Source organism: Bradyrhizobium sp. SZCCHNS3052 (assembly GCF_032484495.1).
Classification (GTDB): domain Bacteria; phylum Pseudomonadota; class Alphaproteobacteria; order Rhizobiales; family Xanthobacteraceae; genus Bradyrhizobium.
In genome coordinates, this window is sequence record NZ_JAUETB010000002.1 from 182434 (window position 1) to 206407 (window position 23974).

Below are 23974 nucleotides of genomic sequence, written 5' to 3' on the forward strand. Positions count from 1 at the left end.
GCCGCCGTCATTGACGCAGCTCAAGGTCTTGGCATTGAATTGCAGCTATAAGGCAATCTGATCCAGCGCGAGGAGAGGTGCCTATGTCCGAGTTCTCCGGGACCAAGATCCTGGCCGACGAAACGGCCGAACTGTCCGAACGTGTCGCTCTCTCCAACAAGCACGCACTTGAGCTGCTAGTTGGTTCGCAGCAGATCGTCATGGAGGAGGTTCTGTTTGCCAGCAACGAAGTGCTGGATCGCGCGCGCACGGAGACGCATCTGCTGGCCGAGTTCGTGTCGAAGCTGGCTGGCGTGCATTCCGTGACGGGAATCCAGGCGATGGTTCAGGAATGTGGACGGCATCAGATTGATTTCGTCAGGCGGGATTGCGATCGACTCTTCAAGCACGGGCAACGCCTGATTGATGCCAGCGTGAATCTTATGGGGCAACGGTGGCGAAACTGAAGAGTGCGGGTGTGTCGCGTCTCGAGGCGCGGGAGCGTGAGAGAACAACCGACAACGACCGGAGCAAGGCCGTTGTCTCCGTAGAGACCTCTTTGAAGCCGGCGGGGGGGCTCGCTGCATCGAACGCAAGGTCGCTCTGTCAGGAAGCCGACGCGGGCTCCGGGGCATTTCGGCGCGAGGACCACGAGCTGGACAAGGCGTTCAGCGCGATGCTGGCTCGACTCACCGCGGGGATATCGCCGGCTGCTCTGTCGATGGCGTATCTGGATTGGGTTTGCCATCTGGCGGCTGCGCCTCAGCGTCAAATCGAGATCGTCCGAGACGCCTGGAACGGCGCGAAGCTGGTTGCCGAACGGTCATTGCATTTTGCGGATCCCAATCGCGGTCCTTGGGATCTGATCAGGCCGCAGGTCAACGATCATCGCTTTTCCAAGCCGCAATGGACGGCCCAACCGTTCAACTTGTTCGCCCAGGCGTTCCTGCTCGGAGAAGATTGGTGGCACAAGGCGACCACCGGCATTCGTGGTGTCGACCCCGCCAACGAAGCCGTCGTTGACTTTTCAATTCGTCAACTGCTCGACATTTTAGCGCCATCGAACTTTGCAGCGACCAACCCGGAAGTTCTGGAAAGGACGTTTCAAAGCGGTGGCGAGAACCTGATCTTCGGCTGGCAGAACTGGCTCGCCGATATCATGCAGGTGATGCAGCCGGGAAAGATATCGAGCAATGGTGAGTTCGTCGTCGGCAAGACTGTCGCGACCGCACCGGGCAAGGTTGTGCTTCGCAATCAGTTGATTGAGCTGATTCAATACATGCCGACGACCGAGAAGGTGCGACCAGAGCCGGTCCTGATCGTACCGGCTTGGATCATGAAGTATTACATCCTGGATCTGTCGCCGCACAATTCGCTGGTCCGATACCTGACCGACCAGGGCTTTACGGTTTTCATGATCTCCTGGCGAAACCCCGGAGCGGAAGACCGGGATCTTGCGTTTGACGACTACCGCTCGCTGGGCGTCATGGCTGCCCTGGACATGATCGGAACGATCATTCCGAATACGCCGGTCCATGCCGCAGGCTATTGTCTCGGGGGAACGCTTCTTTCGATCACGGCGGCAGCCATGGCACGGGATGGCGACCAGCGTCTGAAGACAATCACGCTGTTTGCGGCCCAGACCGATTTCACGGAAGCGGGAGAGCTGACGCTCTTCATCAATGAAAGCCAGGTCGCCTTTCTCGAAGACATGATGTGGGAGCGTGGATATCTCGATACCACCCAGATGGCGGGCGCATTTCAATTGCTGCGCTCCAACGATCTGATCTGGTCTCGTGTCTCGCGCGACTATCTTCTCGGCGAGCGCGCAAACCCGAGCGACTTGATGGCATGGAACGCAGATGCGACGCGGCTGCCGTATCGGATGCACTCCGAATATCTGCGCAAGCTCTTCCTGAACAACGATCTCGCCGAGGGGCGGTATCGGGTCGAGGGGAAGCCTGTTTCGCTCTCCGATATCCACACGCCGATGTTCGTCGTCGGGACGCTGCGTGATCACGTTGCGCCTTGGAAATCGACGTACAAGGTCCATTACGAGGTTGATGCTGACGTCACTTTCGTGCTCGCGAGCGGCGGCCACAATGCCGGCATCGTGTCGCCGCCGGGCGAGCAGGGGCGCTCCCATCAGATGCGGACCAAGGCTGCCGACGCTCCTTATCTCGGGCCGGACGAGTGGCAGAGCAGCTCTCCAAAGCTGGAGGGATCGTGGTGGCCGGCCTGGACAGCATGGCTCGGACAGCAGTCGGGAGCGCCGGGCGCGCCGCCGCAACTCGGGACAGATCGTTCGAATGATCTCGGAGACGCGCCGGGCGACTACGTGCACACGTGATCGCCGCATGTTGCGGCCAAGGAGCACCATCCCGTCGGGCTTAGGCGCTGGCCCGGAGCAATGAAAGGCTTCGGTCCAATGTCGTCTCAGCCGTGCCTGACGCATCGACCTGGAGCCAATCGAGACCGCCGATATCGTAGTGTTCCTGATCCTCGGCAACCCCGACCGTTGCATCGGACGCATCGGCGACTCGATGGTGAATCCGCTCCTGCCGGCTGCGCAAATCTGCAACGAGGAAGAGGCCGGCAAAGGGCACCTTCAGCCGTTTCGCGAGATCATGGATATCCTGCCGTTCATCCGAACGTGCAAACACGGCGTCGACGATCACCGTGAAACCTTGTGAGAGCACGCGGCTGGCCCGCGTCGTCAACTCTCGATAGACTCGTGCACTCGATTCCGGCGTATAGGCCTCAGCTGGGAGGCGTTCGGTTTCCTTCACGCCAGACAGTTGCTTGCGCAGCACATCGCTGCGCAACACGATTGCTCCCGGTGGAGGAACCAAGAGAGGAGCGAGAGCCCGGGCGAGCGCAGATTTCCCCGTTCCCGACAGGCCTCCGACCGCGATCATCCTCGGCTCCGCCGGCCGAATCAGGCTGCGCGCAAGTTGAAAGTAGCTCTCTGCGGTCTCGATCGTTGTGGAGCGATCTGCGTCCGAGTGTTCAGCATCAAGGCGGTCGAACCTTGCGACAAAGACTTGTGCACGGATGGCGGCCCGGATCGCCATGAACAGAGGCAGAGCAGCCAATCCTCCGGTCTGGTCGGGCGCCGCGGTCGAGAGGTAGCGGTTCAAGAGGTGGCTTGCAGCGACCGGCTGCGCGAAGTGCAAGAGGTCCATCAGTGGAAAGGCGAGGTCGTACAGGACGTCGATCGTGGCTATTCGGTCGTCGAACTCGATGGCGTCGAACAGCACCGGCTTGTCGTCAATGAGGACAATGTTGGCCAGATGGAGGTCGCCATGGCAGCGTTTCACGTGCCCGTCCTTTGCACGTTGCTCGAGCAGGGGGCGGAGCCGCGCGAAGGCCGAGTGGCAAAGGACGCGGAGTTCTTCGACCTCCGTTTCGCCAAATCGCGAGACTGTCCGAAAGCTGGCGACGAATGCGTCGATCCAGATTGGAATGGAGTCCGTCCACAGATTGGAGGAGCTCCGAACGGCGACTGCATGCGACGCCGCGATCGTCTCTGCCAGATGCTCGCCCAATCCGACGTCCAACTGCTGGCGGCGAGAAAGATGATCAAGCGTCTGGCTGTCATCGAAGCGACGCATCTCGACGGCATATTCGACCGGAGTGCCGGATCCACCGACATCGAATGACCCGTCTGGCGCCTTGGTGATGGCGACGACACGCAGATAGATGTCCGGAGCAAACGGGTGATTGATCTCCATTTCCTTTACGCACGCGGCCTTGCGCCGATCGAGCGTCGAATAGTCCAGAAATGGCAGCCGAACGGCGCGCTTGATCTTCAGGGCGCGGTCGCCGATCAGAAACACGGAAGCCGCGTGCGTGTCGATCCGGCGGACACCTGGATGTCGGGCGGTATTGCCCAAGAAGGAGAAGACCAGTTCCTGATCGGATGGTGATGCCATGGGCGGTGTTGCCGCGTTCAATTCAAAAGTCCGGGATGAGCACCGCCGCGCCGACGACGTCACCCCGCCTCAGGCGAGCCAGAACGTCATTTGCGTCGGACAGCGGATAGGGCGTCGTATGGGTCCGTATTTGAGCCTGCTGCGCGACTCGCAGGAAATCGAGACCGTCTTGCCGCGTCAGGTTGGCGACGGACACCACCTGGCGTTCTCCCCAGAGGAGGGAATACGGGAACGTCGGAATGTCGCTCATATGGATACCTGCGCAGACCACCCGGCCGCCCTTCCGAACAGCCCGCAGAGCGGCCGGAACAAGCTCGCCAGCCGGCGCGTAGATGACCGCCGCGTCCAGAGCAACATCGGGACGCTGGCCCGCCGCTCCGGCCCATGTGGCGCCAAGTTGGCGCGCCAAATCCTGCGCAGCCTCGTCGTGCTCGCGGGTGAACGCATAGATCTGGCGCCCCTGCCAGCGGGCCACCTGGGCAACGATGTGACCGGCCGCGCCGAATCCGTAGATGCCAAGCCTCTCGGCGTTCCCTGCCATGACCAGCGATCGCCAGCCGATCAGGCCGGCGCACAACAGCGGTGCGGTGGCGACGTCATCCTCCAGACCTCCGAGCGGGAACGCATAATTTGCGTCGACGACGGTGTGGGTCGCATAGCCGCCATCGCGCGTATAGCCGGTAAACGTCGGCTGGTCGCAGAGATTTTCCATACCACGTGCGCAGAACGTGCAGTGGCCGCATGTATGCCCCAGCCATGGAATTCCGACCCGCTCGCCGAGCCTGTGCGTCGTCACACCAGGACCAATCTGATCGACATGACCGACGATCTCGTGTCCGGGGATGATCGGATACCGGATGTTGGGAAGCTCACCGTCGAACACATGCAGGTCAGTGCGACACACACCGCATGCCCTGACCTTGACGCGGATCTCACCGGGACCAGGATCGGGGTCCGCGAGTGTCTCGGGCTGCAGAGGCGCTCCAGGCTTTCGCAGAACCATCGCTCGCATCGGAGATGCCTCCCGGACGAATTTGCAGGGTAATAAGATAATCAGCCCGGCAATCGTTTGATGCTCATCAAGGACTTGGTTCGAATACTGCGGCCTACCGAGCAGAGCCGGCAGGTGCGGTCGGGGAACGGAGCGGTATTGCATCCGTCACTATGCTGGGATGATAAGTCGCGCTAGACCCGCTGCGGATTGAAACTAAGATCAATCTCCGGGATTCACCCGCCTTTCACCAACTGATGTTGGACGTGCAAATGTCGACCTACCGATTGCGGAACCTGCTTTTGCCACGCTCCATCGCTCTGATCGGAGGGAGTCCGCGACCGAACTCGGTGGGGAAGGCCATTCTTGACAATATCGTCAAGGCGCGGTTCGAGGGCAAGCTTGGCCTGGTCAATTCTCGCTATCGGGAAATATCCAACATCGCAGCCGTTGGCAGTCTCGCCGAATTGGCGTTTGTGCCGGAACTGGTGGTGATCACGACGCCACCTCCTTCGATCCCGGATCTCATTCATCGCGCAGGCGCGTTGGGGACGGCAGGGGCTCTGATCATTACCTCGGGTCTCGGGCACGGAGAGGGATCGCTCGCCGATCAGGCAGAGAAGGCAGCGCAGAAATACGGCATGCGTCTCATTGGGCCGAACTGTCTCGGCATCATGATGCCGACCATCAAGCTCAATGCGAGCTTTTCGGCGCACATGCCGGTTGCAGGCAGCCTGGCGCTCATTTCACAGTCCGGCGCTATCGCGGCGGGGATGGTAGATTGGGCTGCTCAGCGCGGTGTTGGGTTTTCTGGAATCGTCTCGATCGGCGATCAGTTGGACGTCGATCTCGCAGATCTTCTGGACCACTTCGCGTTGGACGGTGGGACCCGCGCGATCCTGCTCTACATCGAAGCCGTCAAGGACGCTCGAAAGTTCATGTCCGCGGCGCGAGCGGCGGCAAGGGTCAAGCCGGTTGTGGTCGTGAAATCGGGCCGCGGTGCCGTCGGTGCGCAAGCTGCCGCGACACATACGGGCGCGCTGGCGGGAGCGGATGCCGTCTACGATGCGGCTTTTCGTCGGGCCGGCGTTCTGCGGGTCTCCGATCTGCGCGAGTTGTTCGACTGCGCCGAAACGCTGGGGCGGGTGGAGTCGCCCATGGGCAAGAGGCTCGCCATTCTCACGAATGGCGGCGGGATCGGCGTGCTCGCCGTGGATCGACTGGTCGAGCTCGGAGGCGTGCCTGCCGCACTCTCGCCGGTCGTCCACGACAAGCTCGATGCCATCTTGCCGCCGACCTGGTCCGGATCCAACCCGGTCGACATCGTCGGCGATGCCGATGCCGCACGCTACACGCTCGCGCTCGAGGCGCTGCTCGCCGATCGAGCCAACGATGCAATTCTCGTCATGAACGTTCAGACCGCGATTGCATCCGCGAGCGCCATTGCCACGGCTGTCACCGAGTTCGTCAGTACCTATCGAAAGCAGCACCGGCGCTGGGCAAAGCCGGTTATGGCGGCATGGGTCGGTGCGGAGCAGTCGGTCATCGAGACCTTGAGCGGGGCAGGAATTCCGAACTACCCAACGGAGGATGATGCCGTTCGCGGCTTCATGCATCTCGTTCGTCATCGGGAGGTGGTCGAATCGCTTGCCGCTGTGCCGCCGGCCATGCCGAGCTCTTTTGCGCCCGACGTCGATGCAGCCCGCAGAATTGTAGCGACAGCCCTCGCCGACGGGCGGACCTGGCTCGATCCGGTCGAGATCAGTCGCCTGCTGGAGGCCTATGATATTGCGATGGTGCCGACGTTCGCTGCGTCCTCGGTCGACGAGGCGGTCGGATATGCGGAGCAGTTGTTCGCTCAAGGCACAACTGTCGTGCTCAAGATCTTGTCGAGAGATATCATTCACAAATCCGACGTCGGCGGTGTCGTGCTCAATCTCACTACGGCCGAGGCCGTGCGTAACGCCGCGAACGAGATCATGGCCCGCGCGAAGGCCGTTCGGCCCGACGCACGGATTTCCGGCGTGATCGTGCAAGCCATGATCGTCCGCGCCAAGGCGAGGGAGCTGATCATGGGCATTGCCGACGATCCGACCTTTGGAACCGTGATCGTGTTCGGCAGGGGCGGTACCGCCGTCGAGATCATCAACGACAAAGCGCTCGGTCTGCCTCCGCTCGATCTCCATCTGGCGCGAAACCTCATCGAGCGGACGCGCGTCTCACGATTGCTGCGCGCCTATCGTGATGTCCCAGCGGTCAAGCCCGATGCAGTCGCACTGGTGCTGGTCAAGCTTGCGCAGCTTGCAGCAGACGTTCCCGAGATTCGCGAACTCGATATCAATCCGCTGCTCGCCGACGAGAGCGGCGTCATGGCCGTCGATGCGCGCGTCGCCGTCGGCAGGGTTCCGCCGAAATTCAAAGGCTCTGGTCCGTCGAATTTCGCCGTTCGGCCCTATCCGAGCCAATGGGAACGGCATCTCCAGGTCAAGGACGGCTGGCGGATCCTTGCGCGGCCGATCCGACCCGAGGATGAACCAACCATTCATGAGTTCCTCAAGCATGTCACTGCGGAAGACCTGCGTCTTCGATTCTTTGCCCCAATGAAGGAGTTCACGCACGAGTTCATCGCGCGCCTGACGCAGCTCGACTATGCGCGCGCGATGGCTTTTGTGGCTCTCGATGAAGCGACAAACGAACTGGTCGGCGTCGTGAGGATTCACTCCGACTCGGTCTACGAGAGCGGGGAATACGCGATCCTGTTGCGGTCGGATCTCAAGGGACGCGGACTCGGCTGGGCATTGATGCAACTGATCATCGAATACGCCAAGTCGGAGGGCCTGAAGATGATCTCCGGCGACGTCCTGCAGGAGAATGTCGTCATGCTGGAGATGTGTAGGAATCTCGGTTTCGAGGTCAAAACCGATCCAACCGAGCGCGACCTTTGCAATGTCAAACTCAGGCTCTAAGCTCAGATCTTCGGTGTCCTCTCACCCGGTCCATCGGTTCAGGTCGGATGGTGGTCGTCATTGGACGGCGGACTCGCCGCCTCGCCTTCGGAAGCGCCATGCGAGCGGAGAGTTCTGATGATCATCGTCGCAATGGGAACGATGAGCAGCGGAATGAGGCTGTTGAGCGGATGGTTGACCACGCTCGAGATTCGGGACTGCAAAGCTCGTGCTTCCAATTGCAGCGAGTCCATCGCCGAGGAGTGAATCTCGTTGGCTAGTTCGAGTTCCCGGCCGGACGGTGCACGGGATGCGATGATCAGCAGGATCGCCGCAATCGCGATATTGCAGGCTCCGAGTGCCGCGGCTGCCACGACCGCGGAGGTGACCTGGACCAATGCAAGATAGGCCGCCAGCTCGAACATCAGGAGGCCAAAGACGGCGATCAGCGCCGCAAAGGCCCGGAGGCCAAGCCCGACGAGCAAGTGCCGAAGCCTGATTTCGGCAATGACCCGGTCCGTCCGCCAGAGAAGGCGTAAATGTTTAACGACATTTTCGGTATCCACTTAAGTTCTCCGCAGCAGGAGGCCAACGGCAAGCCCGAGGGCGAAGGCCGAAGCCGTCGCCACGATCGGACGATCCCTGATCATTCGTTCCACCTGAACGTCTGTCTCGCTTAGACGCATGTCTAGCGCCTCGATCGCTGCAGCGAGCATTCCGGCGGCTGGTTGCGCGTCCGGGTTGTCACGCGGCGTACCCGCGCCCCGCAACAGCTGGCTTAGCTCTCGCGTCAGGCTCTCCAGCTCGGTCCGGAGGGGCGTCGGGTCGATGGCCATGTTTTGTCCTTGCGTCAAAATCACTGTAGAACGTAGCTCGGCACGATGCTTGATTTCGCTCAACCCGTTGCGCTGACGGGATTGACGCAGATCAAGCGAGGCAGATCGGCGCGATTTAGGAACGGGTGTGCCTCGGCACGCCGACTGAGGGAGACATCCAATTGCGTGCTCATCCGGGACTGACCGCGGCGACGACGGAGGATGTGCTCGAGCTTCGTCCGAGCGGATCATGGGTGTCCCTGAACGTGGCAGAGCTCGAGAGCTTGACCAGCTCTGTCGGCAACAGCATCAACAGCGCGACCGCCGTGAAGCTCGATCTTGGGGCCGTCAGCGAAATCGATACCGTCGGTGCTTGGTTGCTTGAGAAGCTCGGCCGCCGGGCTGCTGCGGGCGATCGTCGGGTCGAGATGATCGGGGTAGCAGAAAACTACATCGGCCTCGTCGAGGAGGTCCGGCAGGTCAATCGACGAGTCGTCGAGCCGGCACCGAGACTTAACCCGATCCTCGCCAAACTCACCGACCTCGGTCGTTCGAGTCTGGGGGCCGCCCAGGACATCAAGGTGTTTCTGGACATGTTGGCCGCGCTGTTCTTTGCGCTGCTGCGCACGCTGCGCCGGCCTCAATCTCTGCGCGTGACCTCCCTCGTCTATCAGATGTACCGCATCGGGTGGCAGGCCATTCCAATCGTGGTGTTGATCACATTCCTGATCGGCGCCATCATCGCCCAGCAGGGGATCTTCCATTTTCGACGTTTCGGTGCCGAGTCTTACGTCGTCGACATGGTCGGAATTCTGGTCCTGCGCGAGCTTGGCGTTCTGATCGTCGCGATCATGGTGGCAGGGCGGTCGGGAAGCGCCTACACGGCCGAGCTTGGATCGATGAAGATGCGCGAGGAGATCGACGCGCTGGTGACGATGGGACTTGATCCTGTCGAGGTGCTGATTCTGCCCCGTATCGTTGCGTTGATCTTGACCTTGCCAATTCTCGCCTTCATCGGCTCGATGGCTGGCCTGTATGGAGGAGGGCTGGTGGCCCAGCTCTATGGCGGCATGGGACCGGCAATCTTCATCGCCCGGCTACACGATGCCATCTCGGTGACGCACTTCGAAGTGGGAATATTGAAGGCGCCGTTCATGGCCCTGGTGATCGGCATTGTTGCCTGCAGTGAGGGACTTCGTGTGAAAGGTAGTGCCGAATCGCTGGGGCAACAGACTACGACATCCGTGGTGAAATCCATTTTCCTGGTCATCGTGCTCGATGGTCTTTTCGCCGTGTTTTTTGCGTCCATTGGAATGTAGCGATGGATGATCTTGGCGTGTCCAGCGCGATCCGCGTGACCGATCTCGTTGTCGGGTTCGGCCGGCAGCTCGTTCTGAACAATCTTTCGCTCGACGTTCGTCGCGGTGAGATTCTCGGGTTGGTTGGCGCGTCAGGCGGCGGAAAATCCGTCCTGATGCGGACGATCATCGGACTCATTCCTCGGCGCAGCGGGACCATTGAGGTCATGGGGACAACCGTTGGGGGCGCCGAGGAGCGGACGACGCAGGCTGCAGCGAAGCGCTGGGGAATTCTGTTTCAGCAGGGTGCTCTGTTCTCGTCACTGACGGTCAAACAGAACGTACAGTTTCCGCTGCGCGAGAGCCTGCAGATGTCGCAGGAGTTGATGGATGAGATCGCGATAGCCAAGCTCGAAATGGTCGGCCTTCGCGCAGAGGACGGTGATAAATTCCCAGCCGAGCTATCCGGCGGCATGACGAAGCGCGCCGCGCTGGCGCGCGCCCTCGCTCTCGATCCGGCGATCGTATTTCTTGATGAGCCGACCTCCGGCCTCGATCCGATCTCCGCCGGCGACTTCGACGCCCTGATCAAGACGCTCCAGCTGACGTTGGGATTGACGGTGTTCATGGTGACCCATGACCTCGCCAGCCTCAACACGGTCTGCGACCGTGTCGCTGCGTTGGCCGATGGCAGGATCGTGGCGATTGGTCCTATGAGCGACCTCCTCCGATCAGAACATCCATGGGTCAAAGCCTATTTTCACGGCAAGCGATCCCAGATGCTGCAACCAAAAGCGAGTTGAAAGATGGAAACCCGTGCGCCCTTCGCTGTCATCGGCGGCTTCGTGCTGGCGGCCATCGTCGCGATCTTTGGCTTCGTTTACTGGCTCAACAACACCGGAGGACTCGGGCCTCGCACGACCTATCACGTGCAGTTCGAGGGCTCGGTGCCCGGCCTGCTGGTCGGGGCTGCCGTTCTGTTCAACGGAATCCGGGTCGGCGAGGTGACTGAGCTCGGTCTGGCGCCGAACGATCCGCGTCGGGTCAACGCAACGATTTCCGTGGCGTCGACGACCCCGGTGCGCGCCGACACCAAAGTAGGGTTGGAATTTCAGGGGCTGACCGGAGTGCCGGTGATCGCGCTGGAGGGCGGCGCGTCTGCAGGAGCGGCGAGTGCCGTATCGACCTTGATTGCAGAACCAGGCGCCGGACAAAGCATGACGCAGGCCGCCCGGGACGCCCTGCGGCGTGTCGACGCAGTTCTTGCGGAGAATGCCGGGCCGCTCAAAGATACGATCGCCAACCTCAAGACATTCTCGGACGGCCTCGCGCGGAATACCGGCAAGCTCGATGGAATCGTCTCGGGTCTGGAGAAAATGACAGGAGGCGGTGCTCCAGCACAGAAAGTCACCTATGATCTGAGCGCGCCAAGAGAACTGGGGCCGGTCAACAAGACCATCAAGGGTCAGCTCTCGATACCTGAGCCCACGGCCGTGGCGATGCTGCAGACTCAGCGCATGCTGTTCACGCCCACAAAGGACTACCCCGGGTTCGGTGATTTCCTGTGGGCTGACAGCATCCCCAAGTTGTTGCAATCACGTCTGATCGATGCCTTCGAGAACTACGATGTGGCCCACGCTCCGCTGCGGACATCCGATCTGGGCCAGCCGGATTTTCAGCTGCTGATCGATGTCCGCCGTTTCCGGATCAATGGCGATACCGCCGCGGTGCAAATTGGCCTGTCGGCTCGCCTCGTCGACAAGAACGGCAAGGCCATCGCGTCTCGGCTGTTTGACGAAAGCCAGCCCGTTGCCCGGCTTGATCCTGCTGATGCCGTGTCCGCCTTCGATGAGGCCTTCGGCCGGATTGCCAAATCGATTCTGACCTGGACGATACAGGCGCTCTGAATCGATCGGGCTATTCCAAGCTCTTCAAATACGAGAGCAGATCGTGGATCTGCGGCGGCGCAAGCTGGAATTGGGGCATGGCCGGGTGACCAGTCATGATCCCCTCCGCGAGCGCTTCGCCCAAAGATTCGATCGGGTAGCGGAGATGGAGGCTTCGGAACGGAGGAGCCGGTTCGAACGGGCTATCTCCCGTTCGACCAATGGCGTGGCATCGTGCGCAGTGGGCCTTCGCGAAAGCCTGTCCGCGTTGCTGCGCCGTCGACGCCGCGTATGACGGGGTGGCTAACGCAATCGCGGCGAGAAGGTGGCACAGAACAAGCCGCTGCATTCACGATATCCATTGGTTGGGAGTGGCGGCCACGATAGGGCCCGGATTGTTGGTTCGTTTGATTTGAATCAATCGGAACTTCGAGCGTCCGTTAGAATGCAATCATTCTCTTTGCGCTTGGCCCACCGGAGCCCCCGTATGAAGACGTCTCTTGTTGCAATCGATTTCCACGGGCAGGCCTGTGCCGATTGTGCCGTGCGGGGATTCAGTGTCTGTGCGTCGCTCGACCAGTTCGAAATGCGCGAATTCGAGCACCTCAGCCGCCGAGCGCATTTTGCGACCTGCGAGACGGTTTTCGCGCAGGAAGACACGTCGTCCTGCTTCTACAATTTATTGGATGGAGTCATGAGGCTCTACAAGCTTCTCCCCGACGGACGCAGGCAGATCGTCGGATTTGCGCTCCCCGGTGACTTCGTCGGCATGACGACGGAGGAACGGCACGGATTTTCGGCTGACGCGATCGGTCCCGTCACCGTCTGCCAGTTCGCGAAGGGACCGTTCGGACGCTTTGCCGAGGACAAGCCGAATCTGCTGCGCCGGATGAACGAACTGGCCGTGCAGGAGCTGAATCAGGCGCGTGATCACATGGTACTTCTTGGGCGCCGATCAGCCGAGGAGAAGGTCGCGACATTCCTCGTTGGCTGGAGGGATCGGCTGGTGGAGCTTCGGGGGCCCTCTAACATGGTACCGTTGCCGATGAGTCGGCAGGATATCGCCGACTATCTCGGGCTCACCATCGAGACCGTCAGTCGAACGTTCACGAAGCTCGAACGGGAGGGCATCATCGCGATCCTGCCCGGGGGCGTCTCGCTTCGGGACTCGGCACGAGCCGAAGCAATGGCTGCTGCCTGACATCGTTGGCGAAATCCGCATTGCATTGATCTGGATCAAGGACTGTCGCGCAGCCGGTAGGGAACTGTATCTCAAGCTCGAACAGGGGAGAGAGACATGCCGCTCGACGCTATGTTGGTCAGCTTTGCAGTTGTGGGGGTCTTTGTCGGGTTCGCCGCGGTCCTGCTTTGGGCTGATTCACAGACAAGGCATCGGGTGTGAGGTACAGGCTGCCCTTGGACTGCGGCATCTTGCGCTCAGAAGAGTAGCGCTGCTGGTCCGACGGGCGGCTGGACGATTCCCACGCGCTGCACAATGTATGCCGGGCCCGTCTCGGCGGCGGAAACGCCTCCGGCGTCGATTGGCACATGGCTTCGCCGTTGAGCGTTCGCTGCATTTTCCTGGACAATCCGCCGATCTGCCGTATTCCGAGGTGCAATGAAATCGAGGATCGGTGGTCGCAAGTCTGAGGGATCGTCTTTGCTGGTGGCTGTAGGCGTGTCCATGGTCCCCTGATATTCGCGGGGCTTTGGCCACCGGCTTTGGACCTCTCCCTTGGGCGGCGGTATTCGGACGCCTGGGAGATGCGGTGTGGCTGAGGAAAAGCGGGCGAGCGTCCGACCTACCAACAACGGCAAGCTGTCGGTGCTGCGTCAGCATCCGATTTTTCGTGAACTCGAGGCTGATGCAGTCGATCAGCTCTGCCGCTACGCCAAGCCGACATCGCTCAAGCGCGGTGCAACCATCTTCTCAAAAGGCGATCCCGGCTCGAGCTTGTATGCCGTGATCAGTGGCACCGTCAAAATCAGTGTCTCGTCGCCCGACGGCCGCAATGCTATCCTGAACCTGATCAGCGCCGGCGAGATATTCGGCGAAGTCGCCGTGCTCGACGGACGAGAACGTACAGCCGATGCAACGGCCAATACGAACTGCGAGATCCTGGTCATCGATCGGCGCGAATTCCTGCCGTTCGTAAAGAGCCAGCCGGTGCTGGCAATGAAGTTCATCGAGCTGCTTTGCGATCGGCTGCGCTGGACCAGCGACCAGGTCGAGCAGGTCATCCTTCAGGATCTTCCCCGCCGCCTTGCCAGTGCGCTGCTCGGCCTGACCGACAAGCGCAAGCTGGATGCCGCGAGCCGCACCATTGCCATCACGCAGCAAGAGATCAGCGAAATGGTCGGCATGACGCGGGAGAGCATCAACAAGCAGTTGCGTGCATGGGCCGCGCGGGACTGGGTCCGCCTCGAGCACGGGGCGATCGTGCTTCTGAACCCCGAGCCGCTACGCGGATTGGCGGAGGCTGGTCAAGACGAAGACGAGTAGGGGCGGCGAGGCATTTTCCGGCGTCCTACCTAGCCGATGATGGCCGTATCTCGCCGGCGGCGAGCTGGATTTCGGGGGGCGGCGGACGACCAAATCCTTGGCCGGACCCGCTGGCCGTGGGGGATGGCCCTCGCGATAGGCGATCACGATGCAGAGCAGGATCAGCGAGAAGCCGAGCAGCGGCCCCGGGAATACACCCGCCATGAACAGCGCGCTGATCGAGATCGTCCCGCCGGTCGCGAGCGCGTGAAGGACGGCGTTAGGGCTTGGTGGCACCAGCACAACAGGACGGCCATCGCCTCGGGCCAGGAAGCGGCGCCGTTCAGGACGTCGCGGGTGAAGACCGCCCAAGGGATGACGGCTCAGATCAGCACGAGCGCCGTTACGCCCACGATGACGCAAGCGGGATACAGTGCATCCATCGCCCGGCGATAGAGTCCGGCCATCGTAAGCCTCCTGATCGTCCGAACCGAGCGTGCGGTCTATGCGATGTCCTGAATGCGCTTGATCATTTCTTGGTACTTCGGACCGTATTTGTCCCAGACCGGCTTCACGGCCTTCTGGAACGGCGCCTTGTTGGCGATTTCGACGATCTCGGAGCCACCGGCCTTGGCCTTCTCAATCGCTTCCCGCTCGTAGGCCTTCCAGAGTTCGCGCTCCTCCATCTGCGCTTCGCGCGCGAACTTCTTGATCAAGGTCTGGTCGTCGGTCGACAGGTTTGCCCAGGACCGCTTCGAGAACACGAGGATTTCCGGAATGACGAGATGCTGGGTGAGCGAATAGTACTTCGCGGCCGTGTAATGATTGCTGGAGACGTAGCTCGGCGGATTGTTTTCGGCCCCGTCGATCACGCCGGTCTGCAGCGCGCTGAAGACCTGATCGTAGCCCATCGCGACGCCGTTGCCGCCGAGCGCGTTCATCATGTCGATGAAGATGGGATTGCCGATCACGCGGATCTTCAGCCCCTTGACGTCCTCGACCGTCCTGATGGGCTTCTTGGTGTTGTAGATGCTGCGCGCGCCAGAATTCATCCAGCAGAGTGCGACGAGATTTGCGCTGGCATTGGCGCTGACGCGGTCCAGAAGGTCCTGACCGATCGGACCGTCCATCATCTTTTCAGAATGTTCGATGCTCTTGAACAGGAAGGGCATGTTGACGACGTTGACGTCGTCGACGATCGGGCCGAGCGCGCCGGCGCTGACCCGCAGTATCTGGATCGCCCCGATCTGGGTCTGCTCGATAGTCTCTTTCTCGCCGCCGAGCTGAGCGGAGGGATACATCTGGATCAACAGCCTGCCGTTGGTTGCCGCTGCAAGCTTCTTGCCGAGGTTTTCTGTTGCTGCAACCGTCGGATAACCCGGCGGCTGAACGTCGGATGCCTTGAACACCGCCTTCGATTGCGCAAGGGCGGCCGAGATCGGCGGCAGCGTTGCAACGCCCGCAAAGCCCACGCTCAGTCTGATGAAATCGCGTCTTTTCATGGCGTCTCTCCGACGGAATGATCGTGTCGCCGCAAGGTTCGATGCGATCATCTCGTTAGCCTGGTTGATCGAAATACTCTGGATTCTTGGTCTGAATTTCAGAGATGTCGTCGAGCAGGCGTTCCAGATGACTCGCCATGGCAGCCCTGGCACGATCCGGATCGCGCCGTTCGATGGCCTGGAGAATTGGTTCGTGCTCTGCGATCACTTCGGCCATCCGTCCGATCTGCGGCAGGGTCAGTCGACGATAGCGGTCGACGTGAACCTTGACCTGAACGATCAGCTTCCAGATCCCGGGATAGCCGGCGACCTCGGCGATGCCAGCGTGAAACATCTCGTCCGCCTGGTGGAAGGCTTCGCGATCCTTTGCGGCGCAGGCCTCGCGCTGACGTTCGAGGGTCGCATGCAGGTTGAGCAACTGGCTCGATGTCGCATGCTCGGCCGCCATCCGTGCGGTCGTCTCTTCGAGAGACTTTCGGATGATGATGGTCTCGGGGAGTGCTGCGACCGGAATGCGCGAGACGAAGATGCCGGACTGCGGAAAGATCTCGACCAGCCCTTCGTCCGCGAGTTTCAGAATGGCCTCGCGGACCGGTGTCCTGCTGACGCCATAGGCCGTCGCGATCTGCGCTTCCGAAATCGGTTCGCCCGGCAGGCGCACGAGCGACACGAGTTCGGACCTGAGATCGGTGTAGATGCGTGACGCTGCTGTCGCGCCGCGGGGGCGACCATTGCGGCGCATGCGGGCGACCACGGGCCGTGGCGCTGCGGCCAATTTCCTCGGGGGTCGACCGGACATCTTCGTTTCCTCAGCTGATATATTAATATATGAAACTGGCTTTGCAATCGAAATTGCCGTCAGCTGAGGACTCGCGATGGTGCACTGCGCTGTACGCAGGCAGCAACCACGAGCACGCAACAGAGCCTATCGTCTTTTCTTGCCGTCTTCATCTCGCCCCTAACGCCGGATCGGCCGTTGTCGGCGGCGACTTGTCCACATCCAGAAGCAAATCTGCGGTGGAGCAGACACGCACGAATCTCGTTCGTGCGAATGCCTCGCGAATGCTCTCGGCGGATGCATTCTTTGATGCTACCAATCGGGCATGAACCAGCAGACTCGGGTCGATATCCGCCATTCTACCTGCCCGCACGATTGTCCGTCGGCCTGCGCGCTCGACGTCGAAGTGCTCGATCGGAAGACGATCGGCCGCGTTCGCGGCTCGAAACGGCAGACCTATACGGCTGGCGTGGTTTGCGCCAAGGTCGCGAGATATGCCGAGCGGATTCATCATCCTGAAAGGCTGATGCATCCGATGCGTCGCATCGGTCCGAAGGGCTCAGGGCAATTCGCACGCATGTCCTGGGACGAGGCATTGGACGAGATCGCGGAGCGATTTCTCCAGGCGGAGCGCGACTTTGGCGCTCAGTCGGTCTGGCCGTATTATTACGCGGGCACGATGGGGCTCGTGATGCGCGATGGCCTCAACCGTCTCACCCATGTGAAGAAGTATTCGCGGTTCTACTCGACGATCTGCGCCAATGTCGCGCGTATCGGCTTTGCCATCGGCACTGGGAAGATCGCCGGCGTCGATCCGCGGGAGATGGCGCTCTCGGACCTGGTCGTGATTTGGGGCACGAACCCGGTGAACACGCAGGTCAATGTCATGACTCATGCCGCGCGCGCCCGGAAGGAACGAGGCGCCAAGATCGCGGCGATCGATGTCTACGACAATGAGACGATGAAGCAGGCCGACATCAAGATCATCCTGCGCCCGGGCACCGACGGCGCCTTTGCCTGCGGCGTGATGCACGTGCTGTTTCGCGATGGCTTTGCCGACCGCGCCTATATGGAGAAGTACACGGACTGTCCTGCGGAACTCGAAGCGCATCTGCAGACGCGGACGCCGCAATGGGCATCGCAAATCTCCGGCGTTCCCGTGGCCGAGATCGAGGCGTTCGCCCGTCTGGTCGGAGAGACGAAGCGGACCTTCTTCCGACTGGGTTATGGCTTCACCCGCAGCAGGAACGGCGCGACGCAGATGCATGCGGCATCCTGCATTCCCGCGGTGACGGGCGCCTGGCAATACGAAGGAGGCGGTGCCTTCTTCAACAACGCGGCGCTGTGGCATTTCGACGAGTCCATCATCGAGGGCCACGACGCCGTGGATCATTCCACTCGCTTTCTCGATCAGTCCCAGATCGGGCGCATCCTGACGGGAGACGCGGTGGCCCTCTGTGGCGGCCCGCCAGTCAAGGCGATGCTGATCCAGAACACCAATCCGATGACGGTGGCACCCGAGCAGGAGCTGGTTCGCAACGGATTTGCGCGCGAAGACCTTTTCGTCGCCGTCCACGAGCAGTTCATGACCGAGACGGCGCAGATGGCGGACATCGTGCTGCCCGCCACGATGTTCATGGAGCATGACGATCTCTATTACGGCGGCGGCCATCAGCACATTTCGATCGGACCGAAGCTGATCGACCCGCCCGGCGAGTGCCGGTCCAATCATGAGGTGCTGCAGGGCCTGGCGCGCCGGCTGCGGGCGGTGCATCCGGGCTTCGAGATGTCGCCGCGCGAGCTGATCGATGCGACGTTGAAGAAGAGCGGCCATGGCGATATCGCCGGGCTCGAGGCCGATGTCTGGCGCGACCTTCAGCCGGACTTCCGCACCTCGCACTATCTCGACGGCTTCGCGCACAGCGACGGGAAATTTCACTTCAAGGCCGACTGGGCGCATCCACCATTCGGCCGCGTCATGGGCAATCCTGAACGCATGCCGTCGTTGCCCGACCATTGGGCGGTGACCGAAGAGGTCGATCAGCAGCATCCGTTTCGGCTTGCGACCAGCCCCGCGCGCTCGTTCCTCAACACCTCCTTCAACGAGACGCCATCGTCGCAGGCGCGGGAAGGGGGACCCTCCGTCATGATCCATCCGCTCGATGCAGCCCCGCTCGGCATCGTCGACGGCGATATCGTCACGCTCGGCAACGAGCGTGGCCAGACCTCGCTTGCGGCCCGGCTGTTCGACGGAGTCCGGCGCGGGGTGCTGATCGCCGAATCCATCCATCCCAATCGCGCCCATGTCGGGGGGCGGGGCATCAACGTGCTCACCGCTGCCGACACCGTCGCGCCGATCGGGGGCGCGGCCTTTCACGACAACAAGGTCTGGCTGCGCAAATCGGCCGGGTGACGCCGACCTAGGCGGGTCATCGGAAATATTTTTTTATAATCAATGGCTTGATGCCCTGCTTGGTGTACTGGCCGCGGCCGGGAAGACTTCGTTTACCCAATCGCTCCGCCTTATCGAATTTTCTTGAGCGGCGCTCATTTTTGAGATATGAATTTTGAGCGTTGCTCAAAATTAGAGGAGTAATCCCATGCAGGTTCTCAGCTTTCGCGGTCCGCAGCTTTTTCCCGTCGTCGATCTCCAGCCGTTGCTGAACGGTTTGGCTCGGGCTGCGTCTCACCTTGTGGCGGCACGCGTTGAGCGCATCGCCAACGCCTGTGACGTTGCCGGCCTGCTGGCCGCGCGGCGCGCAAGGCGGGTGCCCGGAGACCGGCTTTTTCGCGCAGCTGCTCGCGAGGGACGCCGGCCTCGCCGCGGTGGCCTGTTCGGCCGCTTCCACTACCTGAGTGAGCTGAGTTGATCACGGCTCAAATCCCCGGCTCATACGCAAGGAAGCGGTCACCATGTCCTCGCGTCCCATAACCTCCGTCCAGCTGCCCTCGGTCTGGATAAGCCTTTTGCACACGACCTTCGGGCTACTCTTCGTGCTGGTCGGCGGCCGACAACAGAACGGCAGACCGCATGACCGCGTCTAACAGGGTGCATCACCGGCACCACCTCATTTCATCACCAACCTTCAAGACTCTTGCCATCCTTGCGGCCGAGCCGCCGCAGCACACCAGGAAACGACCATGATCAAGCAGTTGATGTCGTCGCGCCGTTTTGCCCCGCTGTTCTGGGCGCAATTCTCCTCGGCGCTGAACGACAACGTCCTGAAGAATGCGCTCGTCATCATGCTGCTCTATGGCGCCATGGCCGTGCATGGCGATGCGCTGGTGACCGTGGCCGGTGCGGTGTTCATCTTCCCATTCTTCATTCTTTCGGGACTCGGCGGCGAGTTGGCCGACAGGTACGTCAAGGGCATCGTCGCGCGCAGGCTGAAGTTCGCCGAGATATTCGCTGCCGGCTTCGCGGCGCTGGGTTTCTTCATGCATTCGATCCCGCTGCTGTTCGTCGCCCTCGGCATGTTCGGTGTCATCGCCGCGCTGTTCGGCCCGGTGAAATACGCCATGCTGCCGGACCAGCTGACGGTCGGCGAGCTCGCCACCGGCAATGCGCTAGTGGAAGGTGCGACCTTCATGGCCATCCTGATTGGCACCATCGCCGGCGGCCAGCTTGTCTCCGGCTCCTCGCACATGGGCTGGGTCGCTCTCGCGGTGATCGGCCTTGCCGTCATCTCCTGGGCCTCCGCCTCGCGCATCCCGCACACGGTGCCGTCCGCGCCGGATCTGCGGATCACAGCCAACCCCTGGACCTCGACCTTGCACCTTCTGAAGTCGTTACATGCCGCGCCCCGACTGTGGGACGGCATGGTGATCGTGTCCTGGTTCTGGCTGGTGGGTGCCGTCGTGCTGTCGCTGCTGCCGGCCCTGGTCAAGGACGTCGTCGGCGGTACCGAGGGCGTCGTCACCCTGTGTCTCGCCATCTTTGCGGTCGGCATCGCGATCGGCTCGCTGTTCGCCGCGCATCTTAGCCACGTCAGGCCGAACCTCGCGCTGGTGCCGATCGGCGCCATCATCATGGGCGTGCTCGGCCTCGACTTGTCCTGGGCGATCGGCACGACGGAGATCGCGAAGGGAATCACGCCGCTGGGATTCATCGGCTCCTGGTCAGGCTCGCGCATGCTGTTCGATTTCGCCTTGTTCGCCTTCGGCGGCGGCCTCTTCGTGGTTCCTGCGTTCGCCGCTGTGCAGGCGTGGTCGGAGCCCACCGAGCGCGCCCGGGTCATCGCCGCCGGCAACGTGCTGCAGGCCGCTTTCATGGTGGTCGGCTCGCTGGGCGTGGCTGGCCTGCAGGCTGCAGGCGTCTCGATCGCCTGGATCTTCTTCGGTCTGGCCTTGGCGAGCTTCGGCGCCGTCTGGTTCGTGCTCACCAAATGGGGCAGGGAGGGCGTGCGCGACTTCGGCGCGATGCTGTTCCGCGCGCTGTTCCGCACTGAGGTGCGTGGGCTGGAGAACCTGCCGCCGGTCGGCACCCGCATGCTGATCGCGCCGAACCATGTCAGCCTGATCGACGGTCCGCTGCTCCACGCGGTGCTGCCGATCGATACCACCTTTGCCGTCGACACCGGGATCTCCAAGGCCTGGTGGGCGAAGATCTTCCTGAAACTGGTGAGCCACATCACGATCGACCCGACCAAGCCGCTCGGCGCGCGCGACCTGATCAAGCTGGTCGCCAGCCAGGAACCGGTGGTGATCTTCCCGGAGGGCCGCATCACGGTGTCGGGCTCGCTGATGAAGGTCTATGACGGCACCGCGATGATCGCCGACAAGGCCGATGCCGTCGTGGTGCCCGTCCGCATCGAGGGCGCGCAGCGCTCGCATCTCAGCTATCTCAAGGATGGCCAGATCAAGCGCTCGTGGTTTCCCAAGGTGACGGTGACGATCCTGCCGCCGGTGAAGCTCACCATCGATGCAGCTCTCAAGGGCAAGACCCGCCGCAACGCGGCTGGCGCTGCGCTGCAGGACGTGATGATCGAAGCCATGGTCAAGAACGCCATGCTGGATCGGACACTGTTCGAGGCGCTCGCCCATGCCCATCGCGACCACGACACCGGCAAGGTGATGATCGAGGATCCGCTCGGCACCAAGCTGACCTATCGCAAGCTGCTGCTTGGCTCGCAGGTGCTCAGCCGCAAGCTCGAGCAGGGCACGATGGTGGGCGAGAACATCGGCCTGTTGCTGCCGAACTCCGCCGGCGTCGCCGTGGTCTTCATGGCGCTGCAGTCGATCGGCCGCGTGCCGGCAATGCTGAATTTCTCTGCCGGCCCGGTGAACGTGCTGGCGGCGATGAAGGCGGCGCAGGTCACGACCGTTCTGACGTCGCGGGCCTTCATCGAGAAGGGCAAGCTCGACAAGCTGATCGCGGCGATCGAGGGGCAGGCCCGTCTGGTCTATCTCGAGGACGTCAAGGCCTCGGTCAGCCTGGCCGACAAGATCAAGGGAATGATCGACGGCACCAGGCCGCGCGTCGCCCGCAATGCCGACCACCCCGCCGTGATTCTGTTCACGTCCGGCTCCGAAGGCACGCCAAAGGGCGTCGTCCTGTCCCATCGCAACATTCTCGCGAACGCCGCCCAGGCATTGGCGAGGGTCGATGCCAACGCTAACGATCTTGTGTTCAATGTTTTGCCGGTGTTCCACTCCTTCGGCCTCACCGGCGGCATGATGATGCCCATGTTGGCGGGCATTCCGATCTATATGTACCCGTCGCCGCTGCATTACCGGATCGTGCCCGAACTGATCTATCAGACTGGCGCCACGATCTTGTTCGGCACCGACACCTTCCTGACTGGTTACGCACGCTCCGCTCATGCCTATGATTTCCGCACGCTGCGGCTGGTCATCGCCGGCGCCGAGCCGGTCAAGGATCGGACACGGCAGATCTACATGGAGCGTTATGGCATCCGCCTGCTCGAAGGCTATGGCGTCACCGAGACCGCGCCGGTGCTGGCGATGAACACGCCGATGGCCAACCGGGTCGGCACCGTCGGGCGCCTGTCGCCGCTGATGGAGTACCGGCTCGACAAGGTGCCGGGCATCGAGGAGGGCGGGCGGCTTTCGGTCCGGGGGCCCAATGTCATGCTCGGCTATGTCAGGGCCGAAAATCCCGGCGTGCTCGAGGCGCTGCCGGAGGGCTGGCACGACACCGGCGACATCGTCACCATCGACGCGCAGGGCTTCATCACGATCAAGGGCCGCGCCAAGCGCTTTGCCAAGATCGCCGGTGAGATGGTGTCGCTGACGGTGGTCGAGCAGATCGCCGCGACCTTGTGGCCGCAGGCGGCTTCGGTCGCGGTGTCGATCCCCGATCAGCGCAAGGGCGAGCGCATCGTGCTGATCACGACGCAGAAGGATGCCGAACGCTCCGCGATGCAGCGCCAGGCCAAAGGCCAAGGTGCGCCGGAGCTTGCGGTGCCGGCCGTCGTGATGGTGGTCGACAAGATCCCGCTGCTCGGTTCCGGCAAGACCGACTATGTCGGCGCCAAGGCACTTGCCGAGGCGAGTGCGGCAACCGCTACGACGGAGCGTGAGCCGGAGGAGCGGGAAGTCGCGTGATCGCATCGCTGCGCCGGCGTTCTCAGCACAGTGGCCCCCGCGGCGCGGGGGTTGTGCTGCTGCATGGCATCGCCGGCCGATCATTGATGCTGCGTCCACTGGAAAAGCGGTTGCAGCGCGCAGGTTTTGCGACGCTGAACCTCGACTATGAAAGCCGCAAGAAACCGCTCGAGTTTCTTGCCGACGACATCCGCCCGGCGATCGCCGATTTCACAGCCAGGATCGACGGTCCGATCCACTTCGTCACCCACTCGATGGGCGGGCTGCTGGCACGGGTCGCGATTGCGAAGCATCGGCCGGCGCGGCTCGGCCGTGTCGTCATGTTGGGAACGCCCAATGGCGGCAGCGAGCTTGCCGACCGGCTGCAGAACGTCGGGCTCTATCGCGCTTATTTCGGTCCAGCCGGCCTGCAATTGGTGACCACGAAGGACGTCACGCTCGCCTCTCTGCCACCCGCCGACTACGAGATCGGCGTGATCGCCGGCAACCGCTTCCTCGATCCGATCGCCGGGCTGTTCCTGCTGCCGTGGCCGAACGACGGCCGCGTCTCCGTCGAGAGCTGCAAGCTCGCCGGGATGACGGACCACACCACCATCAAGGCGTCGCACATGGGCCTGCTGGTGCATCCGACGTCGTTCCGGCAGACCATCGCGTTCCTGCGCACTGGCCAGTTCGAGCCGGTGCGTCCGCTGCTGCACGGGGTCATCGCCGAGATCGGCCGCCGCGCGGCCTCTTGACGCAAGTTTTCCTTGCCCGCGGCAGCTATCCCGCGACAATCTCGCATCCGACATCAAGC

At 62.0% G+C, this 23974-nt stretch carries 20 protein-coding genes; 11 read left to right on the plus strand and 9 right to left on the minus strand.

The genetic code is table 11. The annotated features are described in order from the left end of the window. The first annotated feature begins 83 nt into the window (after positions 1–83). Both QX073_RS09100 and QX073_RS09105 read left to right on the plus strand, forming a co-directional pair. A complete protein-coding gene (locus QX073_RS09100) occupies positions 84–446 on the plus strand; it encodes a hypothetical protein (RefSeq protein ID WP_315712955.1) in 363 nt (120 codons plus the stop codon). A gap of 209 nt (positions 447–655) precedes the next feature. Further along, positions 656–2329: a PHA/PHB synthase family protein gene (locus QX073_RS09105; RefSeq protein WP_410052366.1), complete on the plus strand. Its 1674-nt coding sequence runs from the start codon at positions 656–658 to the stop codon at positions 2327–2329. A gap of 40 nt (positions 2330–2369) precedes the next feature. On the opposite strand, the gene QX073_RS09110 is transcribed toward QX073_RS09105, so the two are convergent. Both QX073_RS09110 and QX073_RS09115 read right to left on the minus strand, forming a co-directional pair. After that, positions 2370–3914: an AAA family ATPase gene (locus QX073_RS09110; RefSeq protein WP_316225642.1), complete on the minus strand. Its 1545-nt coding sequence runs from the start codon at positions 3912–3914 to the stop codon at positions 2370–2372. Positions 3915–3936: 22 nt separating this feature from the next. Continuing rightward, on the minus strand, positions 3937–4926 hold the full coding sequence (locus QX073_RS09115) for a zinc-dependent alcohol dehydrogenase family protein (RefSeq protein WP_316225643.1): 990 nt from the start codon (positions 4924–4926) through the stop codon (positions 3937–3939). 251 nt (positions 4927–5177) lie between these two features. Between QX073_RS09115 and QX073_RS09120 the strand changes: the two genes are divergently transcribed. Continuing rightward, on the plus strand, positions 5178–7871 hold the full coding sequence (locus QX073_RS09120; RefSeq protein ID WP_316183866.1) for a bifunctional acetate--CoA ligase family protein/GNAT family N-acetyltransferase: 2694 nt from the start codon (positions 5178–5180) through the stop codon (positions 7869–7871). 38 nt (positions 7872–7909) lie between these two features. Here the strand turns inward: QX073_RS09120 and QX073_RS09125 are convergent, their stop codons facing one another. Then, positions 7910–8416, minus strand: coding sequence for a phage holin family protein (locus QX073_RS09125; protein ID WP_316183865.1), 507 nt, complete (start codon positions 8414–8416; stop codon positions 7910–7912). Then, positions 8417–8686, minus strand: a complete 270-nt coding sequence (locus tag QX073_RS09130; protein ID WP_315825128.1) for a hypothetical protein — start codon at positions 8684–8686, stop codon at positions 8417–8419. Between the two features lie 161 nt (positions 8687–8847). Between QX073_RS09130 and QX073_RS09135 the strand changes: the two genes are divergently transcribed. Genes QX073_RS09135 through QX073_RS09145 form a run of 3 tightly spaced genes read left to right on the plus strand, consistent with a single transcriptional unit; the run spans position 8848 to position 11870 of the window. After that, positions 8848–9984 (plus strand): ABC transporter permease, encoded by a 1137-nt coding sequence (locus QX073_RS09135; RefSeq protein ID WP_316169724.1) that lies wholly within the window; start codon positions 8848–8850, stop codon positions 9982–9984. Between the two features lie 2 nt (positions 9985–9986). Further along, positions 9987–10766: an ABC transporter ATP-binding protein gene (locus tag QX073_RS09140; protein ID WP_315712944.1), complete on the plus strand. Its 780-nt coding sequence runs from the start codon at positions 9987–9989 to the stop codon at positions 10764–10766. Positions 10767–10769: 3 nt separating this feature from the next. Further along, entirely contained in the window at positions 10770–11870 is a 1101-nt protein-coding gene (locus QX073_RS09145) for an ABC-type transport auxiliary lipoprotein family protein (RefSeq protein WP_316225644.1), read from the plus strand. 10 nt (positions 11871–11880) lie between these two features. On the opposite strand, the gene QX073_RS09150 is transcribed toward QX073_RS09145, so the two are convergent. Further along, positions 11881–12198 (minus strand): cytochrome c, encoded by a 318-nt coding sequence (locus QX073_RS09150; protein ID WP_315712942.1) that lies wholly within the window; start codon positions 12196–12198, stop codon positions 11881–11883. Between the two features lie 138 nt (positions 12199–12336). On the opposite strand from QX073_RS09150, the gene QX073_RS09155 reads away from it, so the two are divergent. Then, the gene (locus tag QX073_RS09155; protein WP_315712941.1) at positions 12337–13050 is read left to right on the plus strand and encodes a helix-turn-helix domain-containing protein; all 714 of its coding nucleotides are present in this window, start codon (positions 12337–12339) and stop codon (positions 13048–13050) included. A 570-nt stretch (positions 13051–13620) separates the two neighbouring features. Further along, a complete protein-coding gene (locus QX073_RS09160; RefSeq protein ID WP_315712940.1) occupies positions 13621–14352 on the plus strand; it encodes a Crp/Fnr family transcriptional regulator in 732 nt (243 codons plus the stop codon). Here QX073_RS09160 and QX073_RS09165 read toward each other — a convergent pair. The 3 genes from QX073_RS09165 to QX073_RS09175 all read right to left on the minus strand — a co-directional run bounded on the left by QX073_RS09165 (position 14311) and on the right by QX073_RS09175 (position 16575). Continuing rightward, positions 14311–14634, minus strand: a complete 324-nt coding sequence (locus QX073_RS09165) for a TRAP transporter large permease subunit (RefSeq protein WP_316225645.1) — start codon at positions 14632–14634, stop codon at positions 14311–14313. The genes QX073_RS09160 and QX073_RS09165 overlap by 42 nt on opposite strands. A 200-nt stretch (positions 14635–14834) precedes the next feature. Then, positions 14835–15833 carry a TRAP transporter substrate-binding protein gene (locus QX073_RS09170; RefSeq protein WP_315825123.1) on the minus strand — a complete coding sequence of 333 codons (999 nt, stop codon included), beginning with the start codon at positions 15831–15833 and terminating at the stop codon, positions 14835–14837. A gap of 55 nt (positions 15834–15888) precedes the next feature. Continuing rightward, positions 15889–16575: a GntR family transcriptional regulator gene (locus QX073_RS09175; protein WP_315713634.1), complete on the minus strand. Its 687-nt coding sequence runs from the start codon at positions 16573–16575 to the stop codon at positions 15889–15891. A gap of 361 nt (positions 16576–16936) precedes the next feature. Between QX073_RS09175 and QX073_RS09180 the strand changes: the two genes are divergently transcribed. Beyond that, positions 16937–19024: a molybdopterin oxidoreductase family protein gene (locus QX073_RS09180; protein WP_316225646.1), complete on the plus strand. Its 2088-nt coding sequence runs from the start codon at positions 16937–16939 to the stop codon at positions 19022–19024. A 16-nt stretch (positions 19025–19040) separates the two neighbouring features. On the opposite strand, the gene QX073_RS09185 is transcribed toward QX073_RS09180, so the two are convergent. Beyond that, complete coding sequence (locus QX073_RS09185; RefSeq protein ID WP_315825121.1) at positions 19041–19460, minus strand: hypothetical protein; 420 nt, start codon at positions 19458–19460, stop codon at positions 19041–19043. 292 nt (positions 19461–19752) lie between these two features. Between QX073_RS09185 and QX073_RS09190 the strand changes: the two genes are divergently transcribed. Then, positions 19753–23178, plus strand: a complete 3426-nt coding sequence (locus QX073_RS09190) for an acyl-[ACP]--phospholipid O-acyltransferase (protein WP_316225647.1) — start codon at positions 19753–19755, stop codon at positions 23176–23178. Then, positions 23178–23915: an esterase/lipase family protein gene (locus QX073_RS09195; RefSeq protein WP_315753624.1), complete on the plus strand. Its 738-nt coding sequence runs from the start codon at positions 23178–23180 to the stop codon at positions 23913–23915. The genes QX073_RS09190 and QX073_RS09195 overlap by 1 nt, the downstream gene beginning before the upstream one ends. The last annotated feature ends 59 nt before the right edge of the window (positions 23916–23974 follow it).